This is a genomic window from Zoogloea sp. GW822-FHT05C07 (assembly GCF_058800215.1).
The window spans coordinates 1,994,545-2,017,525 of record NZ_CM179510.1; the positions used below are offsets into that span (position 1 = coordinate 1,994,545).

Consider the following 22,981-nt stretch of genomic DNA (forward strand, 5'->3'; position numbering starts at 1 on the left):
CCGGGAATCGCTCGTGAATCCGCTCCTCAGTATCGCCCTCGCCCTGTGTCTTGCCGGGCTGTTGTTCTTTGCCTATCGCCGCATCGGCACCGCTTACGGCCTGCGCGGCGGGCTAGCGCTGATCGCACTGGTGCTGCTGGCCGTCAATCCGCTGTACCGGATGGCTGCGGTGGGCTATCTACAGGTGATCGCCAACCAGCATCCGGCCATCGTGGCCAATCCGTACTGGGATCTCTACTACACGTTCTCGATCTTCCTGACCGCAGCGGCGCTGGTGCTCAGTGTGTATGGCGGGGTCGGGGTGCTGACCGGGCGGCGACGCTCGATCGTGTGGCGCGCGCTGATCGCCCTGTGGATTTCCGGGCCGCTGGTGAATGCGCTGTACCTGTTCATCGCCGGCCAGGTGGCGGCCCTGGCCGCCGTACCGGCGCCGGACTTCATGCTGGGCATGCTGCCACCGCTCGCCGTCAGCCTGATGGGAACGGCCTATCTGCTGACGGCCCCGCAGGTGCAGGCGGTCTATGCCGAGAGCGCGGAACAGGAGACGCCGGCCGCCTGAGTCTCCACCGTGCCGAAAACCGGCACGGTCTCCGGCAACGGAGACGGCACATGCACGGCAAAGCCCTGGGCGTAGTCCACGCCGAGGCCCTGCACGACGTCGAGCACCGCCTCGCTGCCGACGAATTCGGCGACGGTGGCCAGCCCATGTGCCTGGGCCACGCGCACCATCGATTCGACCACTGCCCGGTCGGCGGCATCGCTGTCCGCCTGCTTGACGAACATGCCGTCGATCTTCAGGTAATCGACCTTGAACTGCTTGAGGTAGCCGAAGGACGACAGGCCGCTGCCGAAGTCGTCGAGAGCCAGCGCGCAACCCAGGCTGTGGGCGAAGTCGATGAACTCGAAGGCCCGCTCGACACGCGCGATGGCGCAGCTCTCGGTGATCTCGAAGCTGATGCAGGCCGGGTCGGTTGCATGGCGCGCGAAGGTGGCGCGGATGAAATCCGGCAGTTCCTCGTCGGCCAGCGTCGCGCCGGACAGGTTGATCGCCACTTGCGGCAGCGCAGTGGCGCCGGCCGCCACCCAGCCGGCAATGGCGCGGCAGGTGTTCTCAATGACCCAGCGATCGATGAAGGGCATCAGGTTGTAGCGCTCGGCGGCCGGGATGAAGTAGGCCGGTGCGATGATCCGGCCATCCTCGCCGACCATGCGGACCAGGATTTCCAGGTGATCCCGGTGCCCCGGCCGCAGGGAACGGTAACGCTGGTGATACAGCGCGAAGCGCCCCTGCTCCAGCGCCGCCGAGATCTGCGGCAGGGACATGAACTCCGCCTGGCGGGCGCGGAAATAGTCGTCGCTTGCCACAAAGACCTGAGCACGGTTGCGGCCGCGCTCCTTGGCTGCGTAGCAGGCGGTGTCGGCGGCGATCAGCAGGTCGGTAACGGTACAAAGGCTGGCTGAGGATTCGACGATGCCGATGCTGGCGCCGATGCGGAAGACCTTGCCTTCCCACGTGAAGGGCATTGCGCGGATGTCGTCGATGATCAGCTGGGAGCGGCGCACGGCCTCGTCGAGGCTCACGCCGCGCATGATCAGGCCGAACTCGTCGCCGCCCAGGCGGGCCAGGTAGCCGAAGGAGAAGCGGGTCTGCATCGCCTCGGCCAGGCTCTGCAGCAGGCTGTCCCCGGCCGAGTGGCCGCAGGCGTCGTTGACGGCCTTGAACTGATCCAGGTCGATATAGACCAGAATCACCTTCTCGCGGCTGCGCGCCGCATCGTCCAGCGAACGGGTCAGCTGGTTCTCGAAGGCGCGCCGGTTGTAGAGCCCGGTCAGCGGATCGTGGGAGGCGTGGAAGGCCAGTTCCTCGGTGACGAAGTGCTGCACCGTGATGTCGCGCAGGCTGGAACGGTAGCCCAGGCTGCTACCGTCGTCGGCATGGATCGGCTGCCAGGACATGGCCACCCAGATCACCTGGCCGTCCTTGCGCTGCACGCGAAACTCCAGGTCCTGCCCGGTCTGGCCGGCCAACGCCCACTGGTGCTGGTTGTGCACCAGTTCGCGGTCGTCCGCCAGCACCAGCGGCAGCGGAAAATCCTCCAGGGCCAGGCATTCCCGCGGCGTGTAGCCGGTCAGGCGCTCCACCGCCGGGTTCACCCAGCGCAGGCGGCCGTCCGGCCCGAACCAGTTCTCCCACGCATAGGTGTGGTCGGCAATGGCTCGGAAGCGCTGCTCGCTGTCGCTCAGCTCGGCGATGCGCTGGCGCACCGCGTCGGTCATCGCGTTGAAGCTGTGGGCGAGCAGGCCGACTTCGTCGCGGGTGCGGTAATCCAGCCGCACGCTGAAATCCCCGTCTGCCACGCGCGCGCTGGCCTCGGCCAGATTGACCAGGTGGCGCGTCAGCCAGTAGCCGGTGGCGAGCAGCAACAGCAGGCTCAGGCTCAGCTCGACCAGCGCGATCAGGCTGCCCTGGCGGAACAGCGCCGCCTTGGCCGCCTCGATGTAGGACGTGGTCAGGCCGTAATGCACCGCGCCATACACCTGCCCCTGCAGTTCCACGTTGAACACCACGTGATGGATTCCGCTACCGTTGAACCCGCGGGAGGCCTCCGGCAGGCCGCCGGTGCCGTCCCAGCCGGACGCCGCCAGCACCTGGCCGCGGGGATCGGTAACCGCCAGGTAGCTCACGTCGTCGGAGATCTGCCAGCCGTCCAGGATGTCCCGCAGCGTCGCGTAGTCCCGCGCCGCCAGCGGCAAGGCTACCGCCGTCTTGTAGGCCAGCTCGATGGCCTGGATGCGCACTTCGAGCTGGTGCTCCAGCTGGGCCTCGATCAGGCGCATACCGTTACCGACCAGCAGCGCCAGCATCGTCGCCTCGATCAGCAGGCTGGCCAGCAGCAGCTTGCTGCGCAGGGAGCGGAAGAAGGGCACGCGGATCATCATTACGGGCGGCTCTGCTCCATCAGCTGCCGCAAGGTGGCCAGGTACGGCTTATAGACCGCCAGTTCGCCGGCATCGAGCTCCTCGAAGCCGATATAGGAAGTTTCCTTGAAGAAGGCCTGCCCCTCCGGCGCGCTCTCGAAGGCGCGCAGCGCGTCCTTGATGCGTTGCAGCTCGGCCGCGCCCAGCCGCTTGTGGGCCATGAACAGCACGTGGGGCAGGCGGATCTCCGACGAGAAGTAGCGCAGGCGCTGGCGGACATCCTCCGGCACCTGGCCGAGCAAGGTCGTGGTGGTGATCGCCCCGTCCGCATCGCCGACCGCCACCGCGGCGATCGCCGCACCGTGGGTGGGGCGCTCCTGCAGCACGAAGTCGCGGCCGGGCCGCATGTCCTTATCGGCCAGCCATTTGAGGCCGGCCATGGAGGCGAAGGCGATACGGTTGGCGATCGCGATGCGCCGGCCGCGCAGCCCCTTCGCGTCGGCGGCCACGTCATCCTTGCGCACCACCATGATCGGCTCCATGCGGGCCTTGTAGTGGTAGAGCGGCACATAACCCTTGTCGAGTGCCATCAGGCCGAAATGCGGCGGGGTGATCATCAGGTCGTAGTTGCCGTCCAGCTGTTCGCGCAAGAAGGTCTGATAGTCCGGCGCGGTGAAGATCTCCACGGGCCGGCCGAGGCGCGCCTGCAGGAACTGGCGCAGGGGCTGGTGGGTCTTCATCAATGCCAGCGTGCTGTTGAAGGGCAGGATGCCGAAACGTAGGGCTGCCCCATCGGCGGCCAGCACCGACCCGGCCAGCACCAGGAGGACGAGCAGCACCCACGTAAGCCAGGCCCTCGCCGGGGCCCCACCGCATTGCGCTGTCATCTCGCCACACTCCATTCGTACAATGGGATTCATTCGAGGGGTCGCAGGACTGCCACGTCCGGAAAACGGACGTGTGAACCCTATCGGCCGGGCCGCAGGCAACTTGATTGCCGTGACGGCAATTGCTGCAGTGCAACCGCGGCATCCGTCACGGCGCGCAGCTTACCGGCTCGGCCCGTCACCCCCCATGCAGAAATCCACGGCCGGCACGATTTACCTGCCGGCTACCGACTTTTCGATGTCATCCGGAACATTCCATTCCCATGTCCCCACGTCACCTGAAAATCCACCGCCATCCCGCAGCGCATACCACGACCCGTCCACCGCTGCTGTTCGTGCACGGCGGCTACACCAACGCCCTGTGCTGGGAACACAACTTCATTCCGTATTTCAACCACCGCGGCCATGACGCCTACGCGCTGGACCTCTCCGGCCACGGCGGCAGCGAGGGCCGCGAGCGGCTGGACGACTTCGGCCTGGACGACTTCGCCGACGATCTGGCCCAGGCGGTGGGCGAGTTGCCCGCCACACCGGTGCTGATCGGTCATTCGATGGGAACCCTGGTGGTGCAGCGCTACCTGGCCCGCGGCCCGGCCGCCGGGGTGGCGCTGCTGGCGCCAGTGCCGCCCACCGGCACCGGTGGCTCGGCCGGCCGGCTGGCGCTGCTGCAGCCGGACTTCTTCCGCGAACTGCCGAACGTGGTGGCCGGACGGCCGACGGAGCACACGCTGCGCGTCATGGCGGAGGTGTATTTCTCGCCCGACATGCCGCGCGAGGACGTGCTGCAGTACATGCCGATGATCCAGCCCGAATCGGAACAGGCCGTTGCCGAGATGGTCGCCCTGCCCTTCACACCGGCGGGGCGCCGGCCGGACATTCCGGCGCTGGTGATGGGCGGGCGGGAGGATGCGGTGTTTCCGGCATCGATGCTGTTCTTCACTGCGCTGCCGTGGAAAGCCCGCCAGGAAATCATCGACGGCGCCGGCCACATGCTGATGCTCGACCCGCAATGGCCGCAGGCCGCCGCCGCACTCGGCGACTGGCTGGACACGATTCCGGCGGCGCTGAACTGAAGCCGGCGGACGCCCCGCTGGCGGAAATCTACGGCCGGCGGAAACCGCCCTCGACCCAGGCCGCGGCGCTGGCCCGATTGAGCTTGAAACCGGCCTCCACGCGCACTTCGGCGATCACTTCGCCGAAGGCGTCGTGGGCGGACAACGTGGCATAGGGCTCGTAGTCGTCGGGCACGATATCGAGGGTCACCTCCACCGGCCCGTCGTCGGTGCTCACCGTCATGCGCTTGTGCAGCAGCGCGTGCAGGTGCTGCTCGTGGCGGCGCAGCACCTCGGAGGCGGTCTTGACCAGGGTGTTGAAGGCCGCGGCATCGAGGGGCTTGGGGTTCTTCTTGTCGCGGCCCATGGTCCACGGCCCGACCAGCGCCGGCTCGGCCTCTCCGTGCTTGATCATCGCCACGGCCCAGCCGTCGTCGTCCTCATTCTTGATGACCTTGGCGGTCCATCCGTTGTCGCACCACAGGCGGTCTTCCCTGACCACCTCGGGCAAATCGTCAGCATCGTGTGTCATCGGCGCATTTTACCGTGCGCCGGGCCGCCCTCAGGCGCGGTCGAGCATCACGTAGCGCTTGCTGACCCGCTCCAGCACCTCGAAGGTACCGGTAAAGCCGGCCGGGATGATGCCTGCGTCGCCGGGGCCGAACTCCCGCGCCACGCCCTTGGTATCGACGATGCGCAGGCGGCCGCTGATCACCTGGAAGAACTCGTGGCGCCCCGCATGGAAGGCGATCCGCCAGGCACCCGGCTCGCAGTGCCAGTCGCCGACCGACAGTGTGCCATCGTCGGCAGCGTAGCGCTCGGCGGTCAGGCGGCGCGGCGGCACGCCAATGGCCCGCCCGGCAGCGGGGCGGTCTTCGACTGCGGCAGGCGCCGGGTCGGAAAAATGGATCACGGACGGCACAAGGGGGCTCTCGCGTGGGGGCGCACTCATGCGCCCGCTGACTCAATTCAAGCGGCAGAGGGCGAATGCGTTCGCCCCCACTGGAGGTTCAGCGTTCAGAACAGCTCGACGTCGTCGCCCTTGTCCTTCATCTCGGCCTTGTAGTGGCTCAGCGCATCCTTCACCGGCATACCCTGCATCACCGCGTTGAACATATCCACCTCTTCGCGGGTGGAATACTTGGCGCGGATCTTCTCCTGCAGCGCAACCCATTCGAAGGGGTTGTAGAGCTTGCGCTGGTCAGTAACGAGGCCGGACAGGGCCTCCAGGCTATGGGACACATGGGCCAGGCGCTGGCTGAGCTTGTCGTAGAACTGGAAGGCCATGATGGACTTCTGCACGCGCCCCGCCACCTCGCCGGCATGGCCGATGAGGGATTCCTTCAACTGGGCGGTGGCCGGCGTGTCCGGCAGCTGTTCGAGGGCGGAACCCATCATGCGCATGTAGCCGGCCATCGATGTGAAGGAGTCGGTCAGTACCTCCACCGAGCTGTTGCCTTCCTTCATCGCGGCCTCGATCTGCCCGACGGCCAGTTCGAGCAGCAGCACCGTCTCTCGGACCTGGCTCCAATCCAGGTCGGGGGCGTGGGCGCTGGTGCCGCGGCGTTCTTCTGGTGCAGTCATGACATTCTCCGGAGACCGGTTGATTGATGGCAAATATTCGGCATGGCGCCGAAAAGCTTTAGGGCAGGCGGAGCACCTGCGGGCTGGTTCCACATTCTACGATCCGCCGGCAAAGACCGGCTCCGGCTCCAGTTCCACACCGAAACGGGCCAGCACGTCGGCGCACACCGCGTTGCTGGCGGCGATCACGTCGGCACCGGTGGCGCCGCCGTGGTTCACCAGCACCAGGGCCTGCTTGTCGTAGCAGCCCACCGGGCCGAGGCGACGCCCCTTCCAGCCGGCTTGCTCGATGAGCCAGCCGGCGGCGAGCTTCACGCGGCCGTCGGCCTGCGGGTAGTGGGGCAGGCCGGGATGCTGCACAGCCAGGCGCGCGTAGGCCTCCGCGTCGACCACCGGATTCTTGAAGAAGCTGCCGGCGTTGCCGATCTCGGCCGGGTCGGGCAACTTGCGGCGGCGGATCGCGACGACCGAGTCCGACACCTGCAGCGGCGTCGGCAGGGTGACGCCCTGGGCATCCAGCTCGCACGCCACGTCGGCGTAGCCGGTCACCGCCTTCCAGGCCTTGGGCAGGCGGAAAGTGACGGCGGCGATCAGGTAGCGGCCCTTGCCGGCCTGCTTGAAGAAGCTGTCCCGGTAGCCGAAGGCGCAGTCGCGCTTGTCGAAGCCCACCGTTTTGCCGGTTTCCAGGTCGTAGGCGCGCAGGCTGTAGAAGTGCTCGGCCACCTCGAGGCCGTAGGCGCCGATGTTCTGCACCGGCGCGGCGCCAACGGTGCCGGGGATCAGCGACAGGTTCTCGAGGCCCGGCCAGCCCATCTCCAGCGTCCACCGCACGAAGTCATGCCAGTTCTCGCCGCCGCCGGCTCGGATGTAGAAGGCGTCGGCGTCCTCCTGCACACGGCTGCGGCCGTGGAAGGCCACGTGCAGCACCAGACCGGGGAAATCGCCGGTCAGCACGAGGTTGGAGCCGCCGCCGATGACCAGCCTGGGCAGGCCGGCGATGCGCGGATCTTCGAGCACCGCGCGCAGCGCATCGACGTGGTCCACGGCGGCGAACCAGGCCGCGCGGGCCGGCAGGCGCAGGGTGTTCAGCGTGTCGAGGGCAACGTCCTGGCGCAGCAGGTCGATGGCGTTGGCGACGTGGCTCATTGGCGGACCTCGGCGACGGGCGCGGGCGCCGGCAGGCCCGGCGTGCGGCGGTAGGGATTGATGTCCAGCCCGCCGCGGCGGGTGTAGCGTGCCCACACGGACAGCTTTGACGGCCGGCACTCGCGCAGGATGTCCACGAAGATCCGCTCGACGCACTGCTCGTGGAATTCGTTGTGCTGGCGGAAGGACACGATGTAGCGCAGCAGCGCCTCCCGGTCGATCGGCGCGCCGTAGTAGCGCACCACCACCATCGCCCAGTCGGGCTGGCCGGTGACCAGGCAGTTGGACTTGAGCAGGTGGGAATACAGCGTCTCGCCGACCTCCGGTGCACCGTGATCGGCCTTCAGCAGGGACGGATCGGGCGTGTAGCGGTCGATATCGATGTCGAGGGTGTCGAGCAGCACGCCGTCGGGGTAGCCGATGGCCCGTTCCGGACGAGAGCTAAGGGGCTCGACCTGTACCGTCACCTGCGCGCCGACGGCGTCCGACAGGTCGCGGGCGAGGGTCTTGCCGAGATCGGCGACGCTGTCCACGCGGGTCTGGTTGAAGGAGTTCAGGTACAGCTTGAAGGACTTTGACTCGACGATGTTCGGCGAATCGGCCGGCACGCGGAAGCTCGCCAGCGCCACCACCGGCTTGCCGCGGGGGTCGAGCCAGGACAGTTCGTAGGCGTTCCACAGGTCTTCTCCGACGAAGGGCAGCGCAGCGGCGGCAATGCCGATCTCGTCGCGCTTGCCCTGGCGGGCAATGGGGAACAGCAGCTCCGGCGCGTAGTGCTCGGCGTAGGCCACCGGCTTGCCGAGGGGCGACGCATCGGGATGGGCGGGGTGTTTCGTAGGCATCCGCGCATTGTACTGGCTCGCGCCGCCGGCGGCCGGCCGGGCGAGCAGGACACAATCTTTTCAAGCTCGGCCGCCAACGCTCCGTTAATGTGACAACTCCGCCTACCTGCGTCACAGAATGACTTACAAGGTCCTCATCGTCGACGACGTCGCGACGATCCGCGGCTTCGTGCGGGCCGCCATCGCCCCGCTGCAATACACGATCCTCGAAGCCCCCAACGGCGCACGGGCACTGGAACTGTGCCGGCAGGAACAGCCCGATCTGGTCGTCACCGACTGGAACATGCCGGGCATGCGCGGTGACGAGTTGATCAAGCACATCCGCGCCGAGGATCCGGAGACCCGCATCATCGTACTCACCGCCGAAGGGGCACGCGACCAGGTCGGCGCGATGCTGGCCCTCGACATTCAGGGTTATGTGCTGAAGCCCTTCCAGCTACCGGCCCTGCGCCGGCGCATCGAGGCCATCCTGCTCCAGCGGCTGCCCCGCGCTGCCTTCCCGTCGCAGGGCTGATAGCAGTTTCTGGCCGCCGCGCCCATCCACCGAATGGCCAAGGCGCTGCTGCTCCACGCGGATCGCCGCCCGGCTGGCGTCGCCGAGCATGCCGTCCACGGTACCGATGGCGTGGCCGCGGGCGGCCAGCAGCGTCTGCAGCTCGCGTCGCTCGGCACGGGACAGGCCGGCGTCGTCGGTCGGCCACGGGGTGACGAAAGGCCCGCCGCCGCGCAGGCGGTCGGACAGATGGGCGATGGCCAGCGCATAGCTTTCGGCGGCGTTGTAGCCGTAGATCGCATCGAAATTGCGGAATACCAGGAAGGCCGGCCCCTTCGGTCCGGCCGGCAGCAGCAGGCCGGCGTTGCCGGCGCCGTCCAGCGGCGTGCCGTCGACGCGCATCACGCCACGGGCGCTCCACGCCGCCAGCGGCTGCTTGTTGCGCCGCCCGGCGCCGCTGGCGTCGAAACCGTCCGGCAGGCGCACCTCGTAGCCCCACACTTCATCGCCACGCCAGCCCGCCTTCTTCAGGAAGTTGGCGGTGGACGCCAGCGCGTCGGGAATACTGCCAACCAGGTCACGGCGGCCGTCGCCGTCGAAATCCACCGCCAGGCGCAGGAAGGTGGACGGCATGAACTGGGTGTGGCCAAAGGCCCCGGCCCACGAGCCGGTGAGCTGCTCGACGCTCACGTCACCGCTATCGACGATTTTCAGCGCGTCGTAGAACTCGCCACGGAAATAGGCCTGGCGCCGCCCGTAGCAGGAGAGCGTGGATAGCGACGTGAGCAGCGGACGGGAACCGAAATTGCGCCCGAAGTTGCTCTCCACGCCCCACACCGCGACCACCGTGGCCGGGTCCACGTGGAAGCGCGCCGCCACCGCCGCCAGCGTATCGCCCCACTGAGCGAGCATGGCCTGGCCGTCGGCGACGCGCTCGTCGTCCACCAGGCCGGCGAGGTAATCCCAGATCGGGGTACGGAACTCCGGCTGGTAGTCGAGAAGATCGAGCACCTTCATGTCCGGCGCGAGGCTGGCGGTGAGGCGCTCATAGCCTTCCGGCGACACGCCACGGGCCACCGCGGCGGCCTTCAGGCCGGCCACGCAGGGGGCGAAGCCAGCCGGGTCGGGCGCGGCCTGGGCATGGGCGGTGGCCGTCAGGACGGCCGCCAGCAGCGGGGCGGACAGGCGCCGGAGCGCGTGGCGCGGGCGGCGGGCGACGGGCTGCGCCCCCGCGGTGAAAGAGGTGTTCATTCCGAATCGCTTCTCGGGTACAGACGGGCTTCCTTGCATCGGGCGACGGACGAAGATCCGCTCAGTGGGCTTCATCCCAGTTGGCGCCGATACCCACTTCGGCCACCAGCGGCACGGAAAGTTGCGCCACACCTGCCATCAGCTTCGGCAGCTGGACGCGGATCAATTCAACCTCGTCGTCCGGCACTTCGAGCACCAATTCATCGTGTACCTGCAGGATCAGGCGCGATTTGACGCCGGCCGTCTTCAGCCAGGCCGACGTGGCGATCATCGCCTTCTTGATCAGGTCGGCGGCGGTGCCCTGCATCGGCGCGTTGATCGCTGCCCGCTCGGCGCCCTGGCGGCGGCCCACCTGCTGGGCGCGGATGTCCGGCAGGTGCAGGCGGCGCCCGAACACCGTCTCGACGTAACCGTTGGTCTTGGCCTCCAGGCGGGTGCGCTCCATGTAGGCGGCGACGCCGGGATAGCGCGCGAAGTAGCGGTCGATATAGTTGGCCGCGGCGACCCGCTCGATGCTCAGGTTCTTGGCCAGGCCGTGGGCGCTCATGCCGTAGATCAGGCCGAAGTTGATCACCTTGGCGTAGCGGCGCTGCTCGCTGCTGACCTCCAGCGGCGTGACGCCGAAGATCTCGGCGGCGGTAGCGCGGTGCACGTCCTCGCCGTGGGCGAAGGCGTCCAGCAGGCCCTTGTCGCCGGACAGGTGGGCCATGATGCGCAGCTCGATCTGCGAGTAGTCGGCCGACACGATCCGGTGGCCGGCCGGGGCGATGAAGGCGGCGCGGATGCGGCGCCCTTCCGGCGTGCGGATCGGGATGTTCTGCAGGTTGGGCTCGGAGCTGGCGAGCCGGCCGGTGACTGCCACCGCCTGGCTGAAGCTGGTGTGCACGCGGCCGGTCTTCGGATTGACCATCAGCGGCAGCTTGTCGGTGTAGGTGTTCTTCAGCTTGGCGAGGCTGCGGTGTTCCAGCAGCAGCTTGGGCAGCGGGTAGTCGTCGGCGAGCTGGGACAGCACGTCTTCGTCGGTGGACGGCTGGCCGGTGGCGGTCTTCTTGACCACCGGCAGGCCCAGCTTGGTGAACAGGATCTCGCCGAGCTGCTTGGGCGAGCCCAGGTTGAAGGGCTGGCCGGCCAGCTCATGGGCCTGCTGCTCCAGTTCGTGCAGGCGGCGGCCGAGCTCCTCGGAATGCTGGGCCAGCAGGAAGTCGTCGATCAGCACACCGTTGCGCTCCATCTCGAAGAGCACCCGCGCGGTGGGCAGCTCCACGTCCCGGTACAGCGCGGCGAGGGCCGGCTCGACGGCCAGCTGGGCGGCCAGCGCGTTGTGCAGGCGCAGCGTGATGTCGGCGTCCTCGGCGGCGTATTCGGTGGCGCGGGCCAACTCGACCTCGCCGAAGCCGATCTGCTTGGCGCCCTTGCCGCACACTTCGGCGTAGGTCAGCGTCTTGAGGCCCAGGTGGCGGCTGGCCAGGGAATCCATGTCGTGGGACTTGTCGCTTTCCAGCACATAGGACTCGAGCAGCGTGTCCTCCGCGATGCCTGCAAGCTGGATGCCGTGATTGGCCAGGATGTGGGCGTCGTACTTGAGGTTCTGACCGAGCTTGCGATGGGCGTCGGATTCCAGCCAGGGCTTCAGCCTGGCCAGCACCTCGGCCAGCGGCAGCTGGGCCGGTGCGTCGGCGTAGCTGTGGGACAGCGGCAGGTAGGCCGCCTCGCCCTCGACGGTGGCGAAGGACATGCCGACCAGCGTTGCGACCAGCGGGTCGAGGCCGGTGGTTTCGGTGTCGAAGGCGGTGAGTTCAGCCGCGGAGATCTTGGCCAGCCACGCGTCGAAGGCGGCCCAGTCGAGCAGCGTCTCGTAGCCCGTGCGGTGGGCGCCCGGCTCGCCCTGAGGCACGACGGCCTCGGGCGCCTCGACGACGGCCGGCGCGGCGCGATGCACGCCCTGCTCCAGCTCCTTCAGCCAGCCCTTGAACTCCATGCGCCGGTAGATCGCCGCCAGCGCCTCCTTGTCGTCTTCCCGCGCCGGCAGGTCGGCAGGGCCGACCGGCAGCGGCAGGTCGGTGACGACGGTGACCAGCCTGCGCCCGAGGGGCAGGAAGTCCAGGTGCTTGCGCAGATTCTCGCCGACCTTGCCGCCGACCTTGTCGGCGTTGGCCACCAGGTTATCCAGGTTGCCGTACTCGGTGAGCCATTTCACCGCGGTCTTGGGGCCGCACTTCTCGACGCCGGGCACGTTGTCCACGGTGTCGCCGATCAGGGTCAGGTAGTCGACGATCAGATTCGGCGGCACGCCGAACTTGGCGGTCACGCCGGCCTCGTCGAGGACTTCCTCGCTCATCGTGTTCACCCAGCGCACACCGGGCTGGACGAGCTGGGTCAGGTCCTTGTCGCCGGTGGAGATGACGACCTCCCAGCCGGCCTCGACGGCGCGGCGGGTCAGCGTGCCGATCACGTCGTCGGCCTCGACGCCCTCTTCCATCAGCAGCGGCCAGCCCTCAGCCTTCACAGCCTCGTGCAGCGGCTCGATCTGGGCGCGCAGGTCGTCCGGCATCGGCGGGCGCTGGGCCTTGTAGTCGGGAAACCAGTCGTCGCGGAAGGTCTTGCCCTTGGCATCGAATACGCAGGCGCGGTATTCCGCCTTGTAGTCGGATTCGAGCCGACGTAGCATGGAAAGAACCCCGCGCACCGCGCCAGTGGGTTCTCCCGACGAATTGCGCAGGTCGGGCAAGGCATGAAAGGCACGGTACAGGTAACTGGAACCGTCTACGAGCAACAGGGTCGGCATGGGTTCGCGAGGCAGAGCAGGCGAAACCTCACCCCTCACCCCTCATTCCTTACAAGAAAAATGACTGCAAAAGACAAACTCCCCCGGATGGTGCCGAGCACTGCGGCGCAGAATTTCACGGCCAGGGAGTCGTGGCGGATTTTCGGAATTATGGCAGAGTTCGTCGAAGCGACCGAACGCCTGAAACCGATCCGCCCGGCCGTCTCGATCTTCGGCAGCGCCCGCACCAAGCCCGATCATCCGTACTACGAAAAGACCGAACGCATCGCGCGCCTGCTGTCCGACGCCGGCTTCTCGGTGATCTCCGGCGGCGGCCCCGGCATCATGGAGGCAGCCAACAAGGGCGCCTATTTCGGCAAATCGCCGAGCGTCGGGCTGAACATCCAGCTGCCGATGGAGCAGCAAGCCAATCCCTATCAGGACATCTCCCAGACCTTCCAGCACTTCTTCGCGCGCAAGTTCATGTTCGTGAAGTTCGCGGTGGCCTACGTGGTGATGCCCGGCGGCTTCGGCACGCTGGACGAACTGCTGGAGGCGATGACGCTGATCCAGACCGGCAAGAGCAGCAAGATCCCGGTGATCCTGGTCCACGAGCCCTTCTGGCGCGGCCTGATCGACTGGTTCAAGGAACGGCTGGTGGACGAGGGCATGATCAACCCGGACGACCTCAACCTGGTCCAGGTCATCGACGAACCCGAGAAGGTGGTGGATGCGATCTTCAACCATTACCAGAGCCGCGGCTTCCTGCCGCTGCCGGAAGAGCACGAGCTGATGCTCAACCTCTGACGGGCGGCCCCGCAGCTTACAATCACGGCATAGTCAGGAGAACTTCATGCCCCGCGTTAGCCATTTCGCCACCCTGCTGATCGCCGTCACCGCCTCTGCATGGGCCCAGCAGCCCCCCAAGCTCGAACCCCTGCCCGAACCACCCCCGCCGCCGCCCGGCATGGAGCTGGAACAGGAGCAGGCACCGCAGGTCACGATCGTCAAGAAGGGCGAGGACACCGTCGAGGAATACCGCGTCAACGGCCAGCTCTACATGATCAAGGTGACGCCGCCCAACGGCCCGTCCTACTACCTTTACGACGACGTCGGCCAGGGCGACTTCACGCGCCGAAGCTCCCAGGACAGCGGCCTGCGTGTGCCGAAGTGGGTCATCAAGCGCTGGTGAGCCGCTGACCAAACAGGCAGTGGATGAAAAAACGGGGCAGCCAGCAGGCTGCCCCGTTCCACATCTGGACGCCCTCCGCCCTTACGGCGCGTCGCACAGGCAGTGCAGATACACGTGGCCGGGGTCGTTCCACAAGGCCAGGCCGGCCAGCTCGCTGCGGATCTTCGCCAGCGCCTGGTCCACCACCGACGCCGGACGCACCGCGCCGCGGGTCTCTTCCTCGCCACTGTCGAGCAGGCGCAGCAGCAGCTGGTCGCGGGGCGACAGGGGCTTTTCCACGTAGCTCACGTCGTAGTCCTTCAGGCCGGCCCGCGCAGCGGCGGCCTTGAGGGCCGCATCCAGGTTGCCGAGCTTGTCCACCAGGCCTTTTTCGCGGGCCTGGCTGCCCATCCATACCCGCCCCTGGGCGACTTGGTCCACAGCCTCGACCGTCATCTTGCGGTTCTTGCCGACCAGTTCGACGAAGCGCCGGTAGCCGAACTCGATGTTCTGCTGCAGCAGATTGGCGACCTGCGGGTCGAGGGGCCGGCGCGGGTCGAGGCCGCCGGCCAGCACGGTGGTGCCGACCCCGTCCACCGTCAGGCCCAGCTTGGCCATCGGGCCGGAGATGTCCGGCATCATCGCGAAGATGCCGATCGAACCGGTGATGGTGGTCGGGCTGGCCCACACCTCGTCGGCCGCCATGCTGATCCAGTAGCCACCGGAGGCCGCCACCGAGCCCATCGACACGATCACCGGCTTGCCGGCCTCGCGGGTCAGTTCCAGCTCGCGGCGGATCACTTCGGACGCCGTCGCGCTGCCGCCCGGACTGTCCACGCGCAGCACCACCGCCTTGATCGCCTTGTCCTCGCGGGCCTGACGAATCAGGCCGGCCAGCGTGTCACCGCCGACCACGCCGGGCGGCTGCTCGCCGTCGACGATGGCGCCCTGTGCCACCACCACGCCGATCTTGTCCGCCGGGTGCGGCTGCTCGTCGCGCACGCGGGCCACGTAGGTAGCCAGATCCACGTGGCGGTAGCCCTTGCCGTCGTCCGCCGCACCGATCTGCACTTTCAGGAAGTCGCGCCACTGGTCGGCTGTCTTAAGGCCGTCCACCAGGCCGGCGTTGTGCGCCATCTTGGCCGCGTCGCCGCCGGCTGCGGCCAGTTGCGCCGGCGCGTCGCCGATGTAGGTGGCCAGGTTGGCCCCCGCTTTCGGCCGGGCCGCGGCGATATCCGCCTGATAAGCCTGCCAGGCCGCGTCCAGGTAGGCCTTGGTGGCCTCCCGGTCCTCCGCCGACATGTCGCTGCGGGTGTAGGGCTCGACGAAGGACTTGTAGGTGCCGACGCGGAAGACCTGCATCTTCACGCCGACCTGATCGAACAAGCCCTTGAAGTAGGTCGGGAAGCGCGCGAAGCCGGACAGCAGCACGTAGCCGTCGGGATTCACGAAGACCTCGTCGGCACGGGACGCCAGGTGGTACTGGCCCTGATCGAAGCGCCGGCCGTAGGCATAAACCTTCTTGCCGGCCTTACGGAACTCGCCAATGGCCGCAGCGATTTCCTGCAGCTTGGCGAGGCCCGCGCCCGACAGGCCGTCGGTCTCGATGACCAGCGCCTTGATGCGCGAATCGGTGGCGGCGGCGCGAATGCCATCCACCACGTCGCGCAGCAGCACCTGGTGGATGCCCTCGACACCCTGCAGCACGCCCATCGGGCTGCGCGCGCTGCGCTGCTCGACGAGCTGACCGACCGGCGCCACCAGCAGCGCCGCATCGGTGGGCAACGGAGCCGGCCGGGCTGCCCACCAGCCGCCCACCACGAACACCACCACGGCGATGAACAACACGTTGAGACTCACCTGCCGCAGGCGGTCCACCGCCCGCCAGACCGACGAGAATCCCCTTCTCACGACACCAGGCCGTGCATTGCGCTCCATTGCATTCTCCAAACCGGGCCACCTGACCCTATTCCCTGCGGACATCCGCAGGCTTTCTGCACCCCACCAATCCGGTAGAATCCCGCCATGTTTACCAATCCCCCGCCCGACCAGATCCGCCGCCTGCTGCAGGAGGTCAAGACGATCGCCGTGGTCGGCCTGTCGCCGCGTCCGGATCGCCCGAGCCACAGGGTGGCCAAGGGCATGCAGGGTTTCGGATACCGAATCGTACCGGTTCGGCCGGCCGTTGCCGAAGTTCTCGGCGAAAAGGCCTATCCGCGGCTGTCCGACATCCCACACCCGGTCGATCTGGTGGACGTGTTCCGCGCCGCCGACCAGATCGACCCGATCGTCGACGAATGCATCGCCCTGGGCGTCAAGCGCCTGTGGCTGCAGGACGGCGTGATCAACGAAAAAGCCGCCGAGCGGGCCCGCGCGGCGGGCATCACCGTCGTGATGGACCGCTGCGTGTGGCGCGATTACCTGGATTTTATCCCATGAGCAAGAAACTCGCCTTTACCAAGATGCAGGGCCTCGGCAACGACTTCGTGATGATCGACGCCGTGCGCCAGGACATCCAGCTCACCGAGGAACAGGTCCGCCACCTGGCCGACCGCCATTTCGGCGTCGGCTGCGACCAGCTGCTGGTCGTCGAGCCGGCCCAGGCACCGGGCGTGGACTTCCGCTACCGCATCTTCAACGCCGACGGCGGCGAGGTGGAACAGTGCGGCAACGGCGCCCGCTGCTTCGCCCGCTTCGTCTTCGACCAAGGCCTCACCGACAAGCGGGAGATCCGCGTCGAAACCAAGAAGGGCATCATCGCGCCGCGCCTCGAAGCGGACGGCAACGTCACCGTCGACATGGGCGTGCCGGTCCTCAAGCCGGCCGACGTGCCCTTCGTCAGCGACTCCGACGCCCACGTGCAACCCCTCGACGTGGCCGGCACGGCCGTCGCCATCACCGCGGTCAGCATGGGCAATCCTCACGCGGTGCAGGTGGTGGCCGACGTGGACAGTGCCCCGGTGGCCGTCCAGGGCCCGCTGATCGAAAACCATCCGCGCTTCCCGGCGCGGGTCAACGCCGGCTTTTTGCAGGTCGTCGATGAACATCGGGTACGCCTGCGGGTCTACGAACGCGGCGCCGGCGAAACCCTGGCCTGTGGCACGGGGGCCTGCGCGGCGGTGGTGGCGGGCATCCTGCGCGAGCTGGTGGTCTCTCCCGTCACCGTCGAAACCCGTGGCGGCGAGCTCACCATCGCATGGAACGGTGTCGGCACCCCGGTCCTGATGACCGGCCCGGCGGTCACCGTCTTTTCGGGTGAGCTGACGCTCCCCTGAACCCTCACCTGCGCCCACCGGCCCGAACGCCATGACCCCTTCCGACGTCGCCCAGTTCCTGCAGGAGCATCCCGACTTCTTCGACGAACACTCGACCCTGCTGACCGACCTGAAGGTGGGCCACCCGCACACCGGCCACGCGATCTCCCTCACCGAGCGCCAGCTGATCGCCCTGCGCGACCGCATCGCCCACCTGGAGGACAAGTTCGCCGAGCTGCTGTCCTTCGGCGAGGAGAACGACGGCATCAGCGCCAAGGTCCATCGGCTGACCGTGTCGCTGCTGGAGGCCGAGGATTTCGAGGCGATCCGCCAGGTCATCTACCTGCACCTGCAGGAAGACTTCGCCGTGCCCCACGTGGCCTTCCGCGTATGGAACAGCGTGCTGACGCGCGGCGGACCGGAGTTCCTGCCGGTCGGCGAGGAGGTCCGCTTCTTCAGCGGCGACCTCATGCAGCCCTATTGCGGCACGCCGGCGCTGCGCGAGGCCACCGGCTGGTTCGGCCCGGCGAGCCGGTTGATCCGCTCGGTGGCGCTGGTGCCCCTGCGCCGCGACGAACAGACCTTCGGCATGCTCGCGATGGGCAGCGAAGACCCGGAACGGTTCTATCCTGAGATGGGTACGCTGTACGTCTCGCGCATCGGCGAGATGGTCAGCTCCGCCCTCATCCGCCAACTCGGCTAGGGGCGCATAAGGCTACTGCGCGGCCCGATCTCGCGGCTGCGGTGCTCGCCGTACTTGAGTACGGCTGTGCGCCTCGCCGCGACCTCGGGTCGCTCGCTACGCCTTCTGCCCCCCTAGCCGCTGAGGTTGTTGTTCTGTTGTTCTCTGTTGTTTCTCTCTGTTTGTTCTTCATTTTCATAGCGCCACTGTCATGACCGATCTCATTCTCAAGCCCGGCAAGGAACGTTCCGTGCTCCGTCGTCACCCCTGGATCTTTGCCGGCTCCGTGGATCGGCTGGAGGGGCGGGCGCGGCCGGGGGATACGGTGCTGGTGAAGGATGCCGACGGGCGCGCGCTGGCGCGGGCGGCATGGTCGCCGGAATCGCAGATCCGCGCACGGGTGTGGACCTTCGACTGCGACCAGTCGGTGGATCACGCCTTCATCAAGCGCAGCGTGGCCGCGTCGGTGGCACGGCGGGCGACCCACCCGTGGCTGGCCGGGCAGGATGGCGTGCGCCTGATCCACGGCGAATCCGACGGCCTGCCGGGCGTCATCGCCGACCGCTTCGGCCCCGTCGTCGTCGTCCAGCTGACCAGCGCGGGGGCCGACAAATGGCGCGAGGCGATCGTCGCCGGCCTGGTCCAGGCGACCGGCTGCAGCACTGTCTATGAGCGCTCCGACTCCGACGTGCGCAAGCTCGAAGGCCTCGGCCCGGTCACCGGCCTGGCCCATGGCGAGCTGCCGGCGACACTGAACATCGTCGAGAACGGCGTGCGCATGGAAGTGGACGTGGTCGGCGGCCACAAGACCGGCTTCTACCTCGACCAGCGCGACAACCGTCTGCTCACCGGCCAGCTATCGGCCGGCCGCGACGTGCTCAACTGCTTCTGCTACACCGGCGGCTTCTCGCTGCAGGCGCTGGCCGGCGGCGCCAAGAGCGTGATCTCCATCGACTCGTCGGGCCCGGCGCTGCTCACCGCCGCCCGCAACCTGACCCTCAACCCGCAGCTCGACGCCAGCCGTGCCGAATGGCGCGAGGATGACGTTTTCCAGGCCCTGCGCGGCTTCAAGGCCGAGGGCCGCAAGTTCGACCTGATCGTCCTCGATCCGCCCAAGTTCGCGCCGTCCGCCGCCCACGCCGAGCGGGCCGCCCGCGCCTACAAGGACATCAACCTGCTGGGCTTCCGCCTGCTCAATCCGGGCGGAATCTTGATGACTTATTCCTGTTCCGGCGGCATCGGCCAGGAACTGTTCCAGAAAATCGTTGCCGGAGCAGCTGCAGACGTCGGCGTCGAAGCGCGCATCCTGCACCGCCTGTCCGCGGCTCCCGACCACCCCATCGGGCTGGCCGTTCCCGAAGGCGAATACCTCAAGGGACTGGCCTGTCAGATATAGGAAAACCCAAAACGGGTAGTTTTTCGGCATGCGAGTGGCAAGAGGTGTGTATGCTCAAGCCACTGAAAAGTTAAATAGTGTTTCAGCATTCCGATTGATTATCCCGATGGAGCTACCGATGGACACCCCCTTGCCCCCTGGCTCGCGCGAGTCGGTCTTCCTCGCCCCCCCCATGGCGGGCGATACCGGGGCCCTGGCAGGCCCCGACCGACGCGCTGCTGCCCTCCTCCTCTCCCGCTACAACCTGCGCTACCTGGTGCGCCTGTATGCCGCCTTCGATGGCGATCTGCTGCTACCGATCGTCCTCGGCGAAGTCGGCCTCTACAACATCGGCGGTCTTGGCCTGGATGACCAGACCCTGACCTCGATCATCCGGAGCACCGCCGACGACGACTTCCGACAGCTGCCGCTGCGCCCCTGCAACGCCTTCTCGATCAGCTCGTCCACGGGCATCCCGCGGGAAACCGTGCGCCGCAAGGTCAGCAACCTGATCCAGCAGGGCTGGATCGCGCGCGACCAGAAAGGCGGCCTGACGATCACCGCCAAGGCCGCCCGGCTGTACATCCAGCCCCTCGACCAGGAGAACCTCGACGATTTCCTGAGCACTGCCGAGCGGATTCACACCGCGCTGGGCAGCGCCGACGCCTAGGCGTCGCCCTCCCGCAGGCTGCCGTTGCCCGCCGCGCCGGGCGGCAGCAGGCCGAAGTGTTGCCAGATCGACGCGGTGGCCATGCGGCCCCGCGGCGTACGCTGCAGGTAGCCCTGCTGAATGAGGTAGGGTTCCAGCACGTCCTCGATGGTGTCGGACGATTCGCCGATCGCCGCCGCCAGGTTGTCCAGGCCCACCGGGCCGCCGCCGAACTTCTCCAGCATCGCCCCCAATAGCTTGCGGTCCATCAGGTCGAGGCCCAGATGGTCTACGTCCAACATGGTCAGCGCCGCATCTGCCACCTCGGCGGTGATGCGGCCGTCGGCGCGCACCTCGGCGTAGTCGCGCACGCGGCGCAGCAGGCGGTTGGCGATGCGCGGCGTGCCGCGCGCCCGGCGGGCGATCTCGAAGGCGCCGGTGTCCTCGATCTCGACCTCGAGCAGGCCGGCCGAGCGGCTGACGATGTAGGACAGTTCCTGCGGCGTGTAGAACTCCAGGCGGGCGACGATGCCGAAGCGGTCGCGCAGCGGGTTGGTCAGCATGCCGGCGCGGGTCGTCGCGCCGACCAGCGTGAACGGCGGCAGGTCGAGCTTTACCGAGCGGGCGGCCGGGCCTTCGCCGATCATGATGTCGATCTGGAAGTCCTCCAGCGCCGGGTAGAGGATTTCCTCCACCACCGGGCTCAGGCGGTGGATCTCGTCGATGAACAGCACGTCGTGGGGTTCGAGGTTGGTCAGCAGCGCCGCCAGGTCGCCAGCGCGTTCCAGCACCGGGCCGGAAGTCTGGCGCAGATTGACGCCCATCTCGGCCGCCACGATGTGGGCGAGTGTTGTCTTGCCGAGCCCCGGCGGGCCGAACAGCAGCACGTGGTCGAGGGCTTCGCTGCGCCGCTTGGCGGCTTCGATGAAGATATCGAGCTGATCGCGGATCTTCTGCTGGCCAACGTAGTCGTCGAGCCGCTTGGGGCGCAGCGCGCGCTCCAGTGCCTCTTCCTGGTTGCCGGCACGCTGGGCGGTGATCAGGCGGGCGGAGGGATCGGGCTGGCCGCCCTTGATGTCGTCGGTGTGGATCATGAACGGCCCTCCGGGGCCTCTGCGAGTTCAGCAGCCGGCGCATCGGCCGACTGGCTGACGGTCCAGCTGGTGAACAAGGCCTGGCCGAGGGCCAGGAAGGTGGGTCCGAGGAAGATGCCGATGAAGCCGAAGGCCAGCACGCCGCCGAAGGCGCCGAGGGCGATCAGCAGGATCGGCAGGCTGGACGTACGGCTGATCAGGATCGGCTTGAGGAAGTTGTCCACCGAGCTGATCGCCAGCAGGCCCCACAGCACCATGAAGATCGCCCAGCCGTTGTCGCCCTGCTGGTACAGCCAGAAGGCTGCGCCGCCCCAGATCAGCGGCGGCCCGACGGGCACCAGCGACAGGAAGAACACCCCTGCGGCGAGCAGCAGCGCCCCCGGCACGCCGGCCACCAGGAAGCCCACCAGCGCCACCAGGGCCTGGGCCGCAGCAGTGCCGACGATGCCGATCATCACCGCCTTGACGGTACTGCCGGCAAGATGCAGCAGGTCGCCCCACACCGGGCCGCCCAGGCGCGCCGCGCCGATTTCCAGCTGGGCCTCGATGCGCGCGCCGTCGCGGTACAGGAAGAAGCCGATGAACAGCACCAGCGAGATCTGCAGCAACCCCTGGCCGACCATGCCGCCAAGGCCCAGCGCGAACTTGCGCGCCGGCTCGATGGCTTCCAGCGCCAGCTTGCGCACCTCGGTCTGACTGTGGGCCAGCTTGCGCACGTAGGCGTCGATGTCGTGGCCGACCAGCGGAATATCTTTCAGCCAGCGCGGCGGCTGGCCGTCGGACTGCTCGATGAGGCCGCGCACGTAGTCCACCAACGTGATCGCCGAATCGGTCAGCGAAGCGGCCAGACCGACCATCGGCACCAGCAGCACCGCCGTCAGCAACAAGGTCATGGTCAGCGCCGCCAGCCCGTCGCGACGACCGAAGCGCCGGTGCAGGGCCTGGTACATCGGCCAGGTGGTCACGCACACCGTGCCGGCGAACAGGATGGCCGCGAAGAAGGGGCTGAGCACGAAGGCGCAGCCGAGGATCAGCACGGCGGTGATGGCCAGCTGGGCAGTGCGTCTGGGAGTCATGGGCGCCCTCTCGGATGGAATGGCGGAATTATCCCTGATCTTTTAGACAGTGCCACGTCCACCGTGCCGGGACGCCCCCGCCGCCCGGCGGGCCGCCGTCCCCACGCCAACCGCCGCCGCGTCAGGCCTTCGACAGGCCCTTCAGCGCCTGGCGAATGCCGTCCGAGACACCGACGCCTTCCGGCAGGTTCTTGACCGCGCCGAGGGCTTCCTTCTCGTTGTAGCCGAGCGCCAGCAGCGCATTAACGATGTCGGCCCGGTCGTCGCCGGGCAGGCTGGCGGCGATACTGCCGGCCACCGCCGGCAGGGCCTTGGCGAGCTTGTCGCGCAGCTCCAGCAGCAGGCGCTCGGCGGTCTTCTTGCCGATGCCCGGGATCTTCACCAGGCGGCCGCTCTCCTGCAGCGCCACGGCCTGGGCCAGGTCGGCCACCGACAGACCGGACAGCACCGCCAGCGCGGTGCGCGCGCCGATGCCGGCCACCTTGAGTAGCTGGCGGAAGGCTGCCCGCTCGTCCTCGGTGGCGAAGCCGTACAGGAAATGTCCGTCCTCGCGCACCGCCATGTGGGTGGACAGGCTCACGGCCTGGCCGGTGGCGGGCAGGCCGTAGAAGGTGCTCATCGGGACTTCCAGTTCGTAGCCGACGCCATTCACGTCGACCAGGATCTGCGGAGGGTTCTTTTCGGCCAGGCGGCCGGTGATGCGTCCGATCATCGAATCTCGCGGGGAAAGGGGGTCACTGAG

Annotated in this window: 23 protein-coding genes; 10 read left to right on the top strand and 13 right to left on the bottom strand. The window is 67.8% G+C overall.

Features of this window, described 5'->3' with window-relative positions; translation table 11 throughout:
• The first annotated feature begins 13 nt into the window (after positions 1-13).
• Positions 14-559, top strand: a complete 546-nt coding sequence (locus AC3QL2_RS09445; RefSeq protein WP_493233276.1) for a hypothetical protein — start codon at positions 14-16, stop codon at positions 557-559.
• Here the strand turns inward: AC3QL2_RS09445 and AC3QL2_RS09450 are convergent.
• Entirely contained in the window at positions 520-2,940 is a 2,421-nt protein-coding gene (locus tag AC3QL2_RS09450) for an EAL domain-containing protein (protein WP_493233277.1), read from the bottom strand. The genes AC3QL2_RS09445 and AC3QL2_RS09450 overlap by 40 nt on opposite strands.
• A complete protein-coding gene (locus tag AC3QL2_RS09455; RefSeq protein ID WP_493233278.1) occupies positions 2,940-3,758 on the bottom strand; it encodes a PhnD/SsuA/transferrin family substrate-binding protein in 819 nt (272 codons plus the stop codon). Before AC3QL2_RS09455 ends, AC3QL2_RS09450 begins: the two co-directional genes overlap by 1 nt.
• 311 nt (positions 3,759-4,069) lie before the next feature.
• Here AC3QL2_RS09455 and AC3QL2_RS09460 point away from each other — a divergent pair, with 311 nt between their 5' ends.
• Positions 4,070-4,879 (top strand): alpha/beta hydrolase, encoded by an 810-nt coding sequence (locus AC3QL2_RS09460; protein WP_493233279.1) that lies wholly within the window; start codon positions 4,070-4,072, stop codon positions 4,877-4,879.
• 28 nt (positions 4,880-4,907) lie between these two features.
• Here AC3QL2_RS09460 and AC3QL2_RS09465 read toward each other — a convergent pair whose 3' ends face one another.
• The 5 genes from AC3QL2_RS09465 to queF all read right to left on the bottom strand — a co-directional run bounded on the left by AC3QL2_RS09465 (position 4,908) and on the right by queF (position 8,430).
• A complete protein-coding gene (locus AC3QL2_RS09465) occupies positions 4,908-5,390 on the bottom strand; it encodes a hypothetical protein (RefSeq protein WP_493233280.1) in 483 nt (160 codons plus the stop codon).
• A 30-nt stretch (positions 5,391-5,420) separates the two neighbouring features.
• Positions 5,421-5,810 (bottom strand): cupin domain-containing protein, encoded by a 390-nt coding sequence (locus AC3QL2_RS09470; protein ID WP_493233281.1) that lies wholly within the window; start codon positions 5,808-5,810, stop codon positions 5,421-5,423.
• Positions 5,811-5,875: 65 nt separating this feature from the next.
• Positions 5,876-6,442, bottom strand: coding sequence for a hypothetical protein (locus tag AC3QL2_RS09475; RefSeq protein ID WP_493233282.1), 567 nt, complete (start codon positions 6,440-6,442; stop codon positions 5,876-5,878).
• Between the two features lie 96 nt (positions 6,443-6,538).
• Complete coding sequence (gene murB / locus AC3QL2_RS09480) at positions 6,539-7,588, bottom strand: UDP-N-acetylmuramate dehydrogenase (RefSeq protein ID WP_493233283.1); 1,050 nt, start codon at positions 7,586-7,588, stop codon at positions 6,539-6,541.
• On the bottom strand, positions 7,585-8,430 hold the full coding sequence (gene queF / locus AC3QL2_RS09485) for an NADPH-dependent 7-cyano-7-deazaguanine reductase QueF (RefSeq protein WP_493233284.1): 846 nt from the start codon (positions 8,428-8,430) through the stop codon (positions 7,585-7,587). Before queF ends, murB begins: the two co-directional genes overlap by 4 nt.
• A gap of 118 nt (positions 8,431-8,548) precedes the next feature.
• On the opposite strand from queF, the gene AC3QL2_RS09490 reads away from it, so the two are divergent.
• Complete coding sequence (locus AC3QL2_RS09490; RefSeq protein ID WP_493233285.1) at positions 8,549-8,944, top strand: response regulator; 396 nt, start codon at positions 8,549-8,551, stop codon at positions 8,942-8,944.
• Here AC3QL2_RS09490 and AC3QL2_RS09495 read toward each other — a convergent pair.
• Positions 8,867-10,174, bottom strand: a complete 1,308-nt coding sequence (locus AC3QL2_RS09495; RefSeq protein WP_493233286.1) for a lytic murein transglycosylase — start codon at positions 10,172-10,174, stop codon at positions 8,867-8,869. The two genes, AC3QL2_RS09490 and AC3QL2_RS09495, sit on opposite strands and share 78 nt — an antisense overlap.
• Before the next feature lie 61 nt (positions 10,175-10,235).
• Positions 10,236-12,959 carry a DNA polymerase I gene (gene polA / locus AC3QL2_RS09500; protein WP_493233287.1) on the bottom strand — a complete coding sequence of 908 codons (2,724 nt, stop codon included), beginning with the start codon at positions 12,957-12,959 and terminating at the stop codon, positions 10,236-10,238.
• Positions 12,960-13,019: 60 nt separating this feature from the next.
• On the opposite strand from polA, the gene AC3QL2_RS09505 reads away from it, so the two are divergent.
• Both AC3QL2_RS09505 and AC3QL2_RS09510 read left to right on the top strand, forming a co-directional pair.
• Entirely contained in the window at positions 13,020-13,745 is a 726-nt protein-coding gene (locus tag AC3QL2_RS09505) for an LOG family protein (RefSeq protein WP_493233288.1), read from the top strand.
• A 46-nt stretch (positions 13,746-13,791) separates the two neighbouring features.
• Complete coding sequence (locus AC3QL2_RS09510) at positions 13,792-14,130, top strand: DUF2782 domain-containing protein (RefSeq protein ID WP_493233289.1); 339 nt, start codon at positions 13,792-13,794, stop codon at positions 14,128-14,130.
• An 81-nt stretch (positions 14,131-14,211) separates the two neighbouring features.
• On the opposite strand, the gene sppA is transcribed toward AC3QL2_RS09510, so the two are convergent.
• Complete coding sequence (gene sppA / locus AC3QL2_RS09515; protein ID WP_493233290.1) at positions 14,212-16,047, bottom strand: signal peptide peptidase SppA; 1,836 nt, start codon at positions 16,045-16,047, stop codon at positions 14,212-14,214.
• Between the two features lie 87 nt (positions 16,048-16,134).
• On the opposite strand from sppA, the gene AC3QL2_RS09520 reads away from it, so the two are divergent.
• The 5 genes from AC3QL2_RS09520 to AC3QL2_RS09540 all read left to right on the top strand — a co-directional run bounded on the left by AC3QL2_RS09520 (position 16,135) and on the right by AC3QL2_RS09540 (position 20,090).
• Positions 16,135-16,548, top strand: a complete 414-nt coding sequence (locus AC3QL2_RS09520; RefSeq protein WP_493233291.1) for a CoA-binding protein — start codon at positions 16,135-16,137, stop codon at positions 16,546-16,548.
• Positions 16,545-17,384: a diaminopimelate epimerase gene (gene dapF / locus AC3QL2_RS09525; RefSeq protein WP_493233292.1), complete on the top strand. Its 840-nt coding sequence runs from the start codon at positions 16,545-16,547 to the stop codon at positions 17,382-17,384. The genes AC3QL2_RS09520 and dapF overlap by 4 nt, the downstream gene beginning before the upstream one ends.
• Before the next feature lie 31 nt (positions 17,385-17,415).
• Positions 17,416-18,066 carry a DUF484 family protein gene (locus AC3QL2_RS09530; protein WP_493233293.1) on the top strand — a complete coding sequence of 217 codons (651 nt, stop codon included), beginning with the start codon at positions 17,416-17,418 and terminating at the stop codon, positions 18,064-18,066.
• Positions 18,067-18,256: 190 nt separating this feature from the next.
• Positions 18,257-19,441, top strand: a complete 1,185-nt coding sequence (locus AC3QL2_RS09535; RefSeq protein WP_493233294.1) for a class I SAM-dependent rRNA methyltransferase — start codon at positions 18,257-18,259, stop codon at positions 19,439-19,441.
• A gap of 118 nt (positions 19,442-19,559) precedes the next feature.
• The gene (locus AC3QL2_RS09540; RefSeq protein ID WP_493233295.1) at positions 19,560-20,090 is read left to right on the top strand and encodes a hypothetical protein; all 531 of its coding nucleotides are present in this window, start codon (positions 19,560-19,562) and stop codon (positions 20,088-20,090) included.
• Here AC3QL2_RS09540 and ruvB read toward each other — a convergent pair.
• From ruvB to ruvA, 3 genes are all read right to left on the bottom strand, one after another.
• Positions 20,087-21,163 carry a Holliday junction branch migration DNA helicase RuvB gene (ruvB, locus tag AC3QL2_RS09545; RefSeq protein WP_493233296.1) on the bottom strand — a complete coding sequence of 359 codons (1,077 nt, stop codon included), beginning with the start codon at positions 21,161-21,163 and terminating at the stop codon, positions 20,087-20,089. The two genes, AC3QL2_RS09540 and ruvB, sit on opposite strands and share 4 nt — an antisense overlap.
• A complete protein-coding gene (locus AC3QL2_RS09550) occupies positions 21,160-22,239 on the bottom strand; it encodes an AI-2E family transporter (RefSeq protein ID WP_493233297.1) in 1,080 nt (359 codons plus the stop codon). Before AC3QL2_RS09550 ends, ruvB begins: the two co-directional genes overlap by 4 nt.
• Positions 22,240-22,360: 121 nt before the next feature.
• Complete coding sequence (gene ruvA, locus AC3QL2_RS09555; protein WP_493233298.1) at positions 22,361-22,951, bottom strand: Holliday junction branch migration protein RuvA; 591 nt, start codon at positions 22,949-22,951, stop codon at positions 22,361-22,363.
• Between the last annotated feature and the right edge of the window lie 30 nt (positions 22,952-22,981).

Bases quoted from the DNA above. Each gene is read 5' to 3' on its own strand.
- AC3QL2_RS09450 (WP_493233277.1), bottom strand. From the start codon at position 2,940: ATGATGATCCGCGTGCCCTTCTTCCGCTCCCTGCGCAGCAAGCTGCTG.
- AC3QL2_RS09460 (WP_493233279.1), top strand. From the start codon at position 4,070: ATGTCCCCACGTCACCTGAAAATCCACCGCCATCCCGCAGCGCATACC.
- AC3QL2_RS09465 (WP_493233280.1), bottom strand. From the start codon at position 5,390: ATGACACACGATGCTGACGATTTGCCCGAGGTGGTCAGGGAAGACCGC.
- AC3QL2_RS09470 (WP_493233281.1), bottom strand. From the start codon at position 5,810: ATGAGTGCGCCCCCACGCGAGAGCCCCCTTGTGCCGTCCGTGATCCAT.
- AC3QL2_RS09475 (WP_493233282.1), bottom strand. From the start codon at position 6,442: ATGACTGCACCAGAAGAACGCCGCGGCACCAGCGCCCACGCCCCCGAC.
- murB (WP_493233283.1), bottom strand. From the start codon at position 7,588: ATGAGCCACGTCGCCAACGCCATCGACCTGCTGCGCCAGGACGTTGCC.
- queF (WP_493233284.1), bottom strand. From the start codon at position 8,430: ATGCCTACGAAACACCCCGCCCATCCCGATGCGTCGCCCCTCGGCAAG.
- AC3QL2_RS09490 (WP_493233285.1), top strand. From the start codon at position 8,549: ATGACTTACAAGGTCCTCATCGTCGACGACGTCGCGACGATCCGCGGC.
- AC3QL2_RS09495 (WP_493233286.1), bottom strand. From the start codon at position 10,174: ATGAACACCTCTTTCACCGCGGGGGCGCAGCCCGTCGCCCGCCGCCCG.
- polA (WP_493233287.1), bottom strand. From the start codon at position 12,959: ATGCCGACCCTGTTGCTCGTAGACGGTTCCAGTTACCTGTACCGTGCC.
- AC3QL2_RS09505 (WP_493233288.1), top strand. From the start codon at position 13,020: ATGACTGCAAAAGACAAACTCCCCCGGATGGTGCCGAGCACTGCGGCG.
- AC3QL2_RS09510 (WP_493233289.1), top strand. From the start codon at position 13,792: ATGCCCCGCGTTAGCCATTTCGCCACCCTGCTGATCGCCGTCACCGCC.
- sppA (WP_493233290.1), bottom strand. From the start codon at position 16,047: ATGGAGCGCAATGCACGGCCTGGTGTCGTGAGAAGGGGATTCTCGTCG.
- AC3QL2_RS09520 (WP_493233291.1), top strand. From the start codon at position 16,135: ATGTTTACCAATCCCCCGCCCGACCAGATCCGCCGCCTGCTGCAGGAG.
- dapF (WP_493233292.1), top strand. From the start codon at position 16,545: ATGAGCAAGAAACTCGCCTTTACCAAGATGCAGGGCCTCGGCAACGAC.
- AC3QL2_RS09530 (WP_493233293.1), top strand. From the start codon at position 17,416: ATGACCCCTTCCGACGTCGCCCAGTTCCTGCAGGAGCATCCCGACTTC.
- AC3QL2_RS09535 (WP_493233294.1), top strand. From the start codon at position 18,257: ATGACCGATCTCATTCTCAAGCCCGGCAAGGAACGTTCCGTGCTCCGT.
- AC3QL2_RS09540 (WP_493233295.1), top strand. From the start codon at position 19,560: ATGGACACCCCCTTGCCCCCTGGCTCGCGCGAGTCGGTCTTCCTCGCC.
- ruvB (WP_493233296.1), bottom strand. From the start codon at position 21,163: ATGATCCACACCGACGACATCAAGGGCGGCCAGCCCGATCCCTCCGCC.
- AC3QL2_RS09550 (WP_493233297.1), bottom strand. From the start codon at position 22,239: ATGACTCCCAGACGCACTGCCCAGCTGGCCATCACCGCCGTGCTGATC.
- ruvA (WP_493233298.1), bottom strand. From the start codon at position 22,951: ATGATCGGACGCATCACCGGCCGCCTGGCCGAAAAGAACCCTCCGCAG.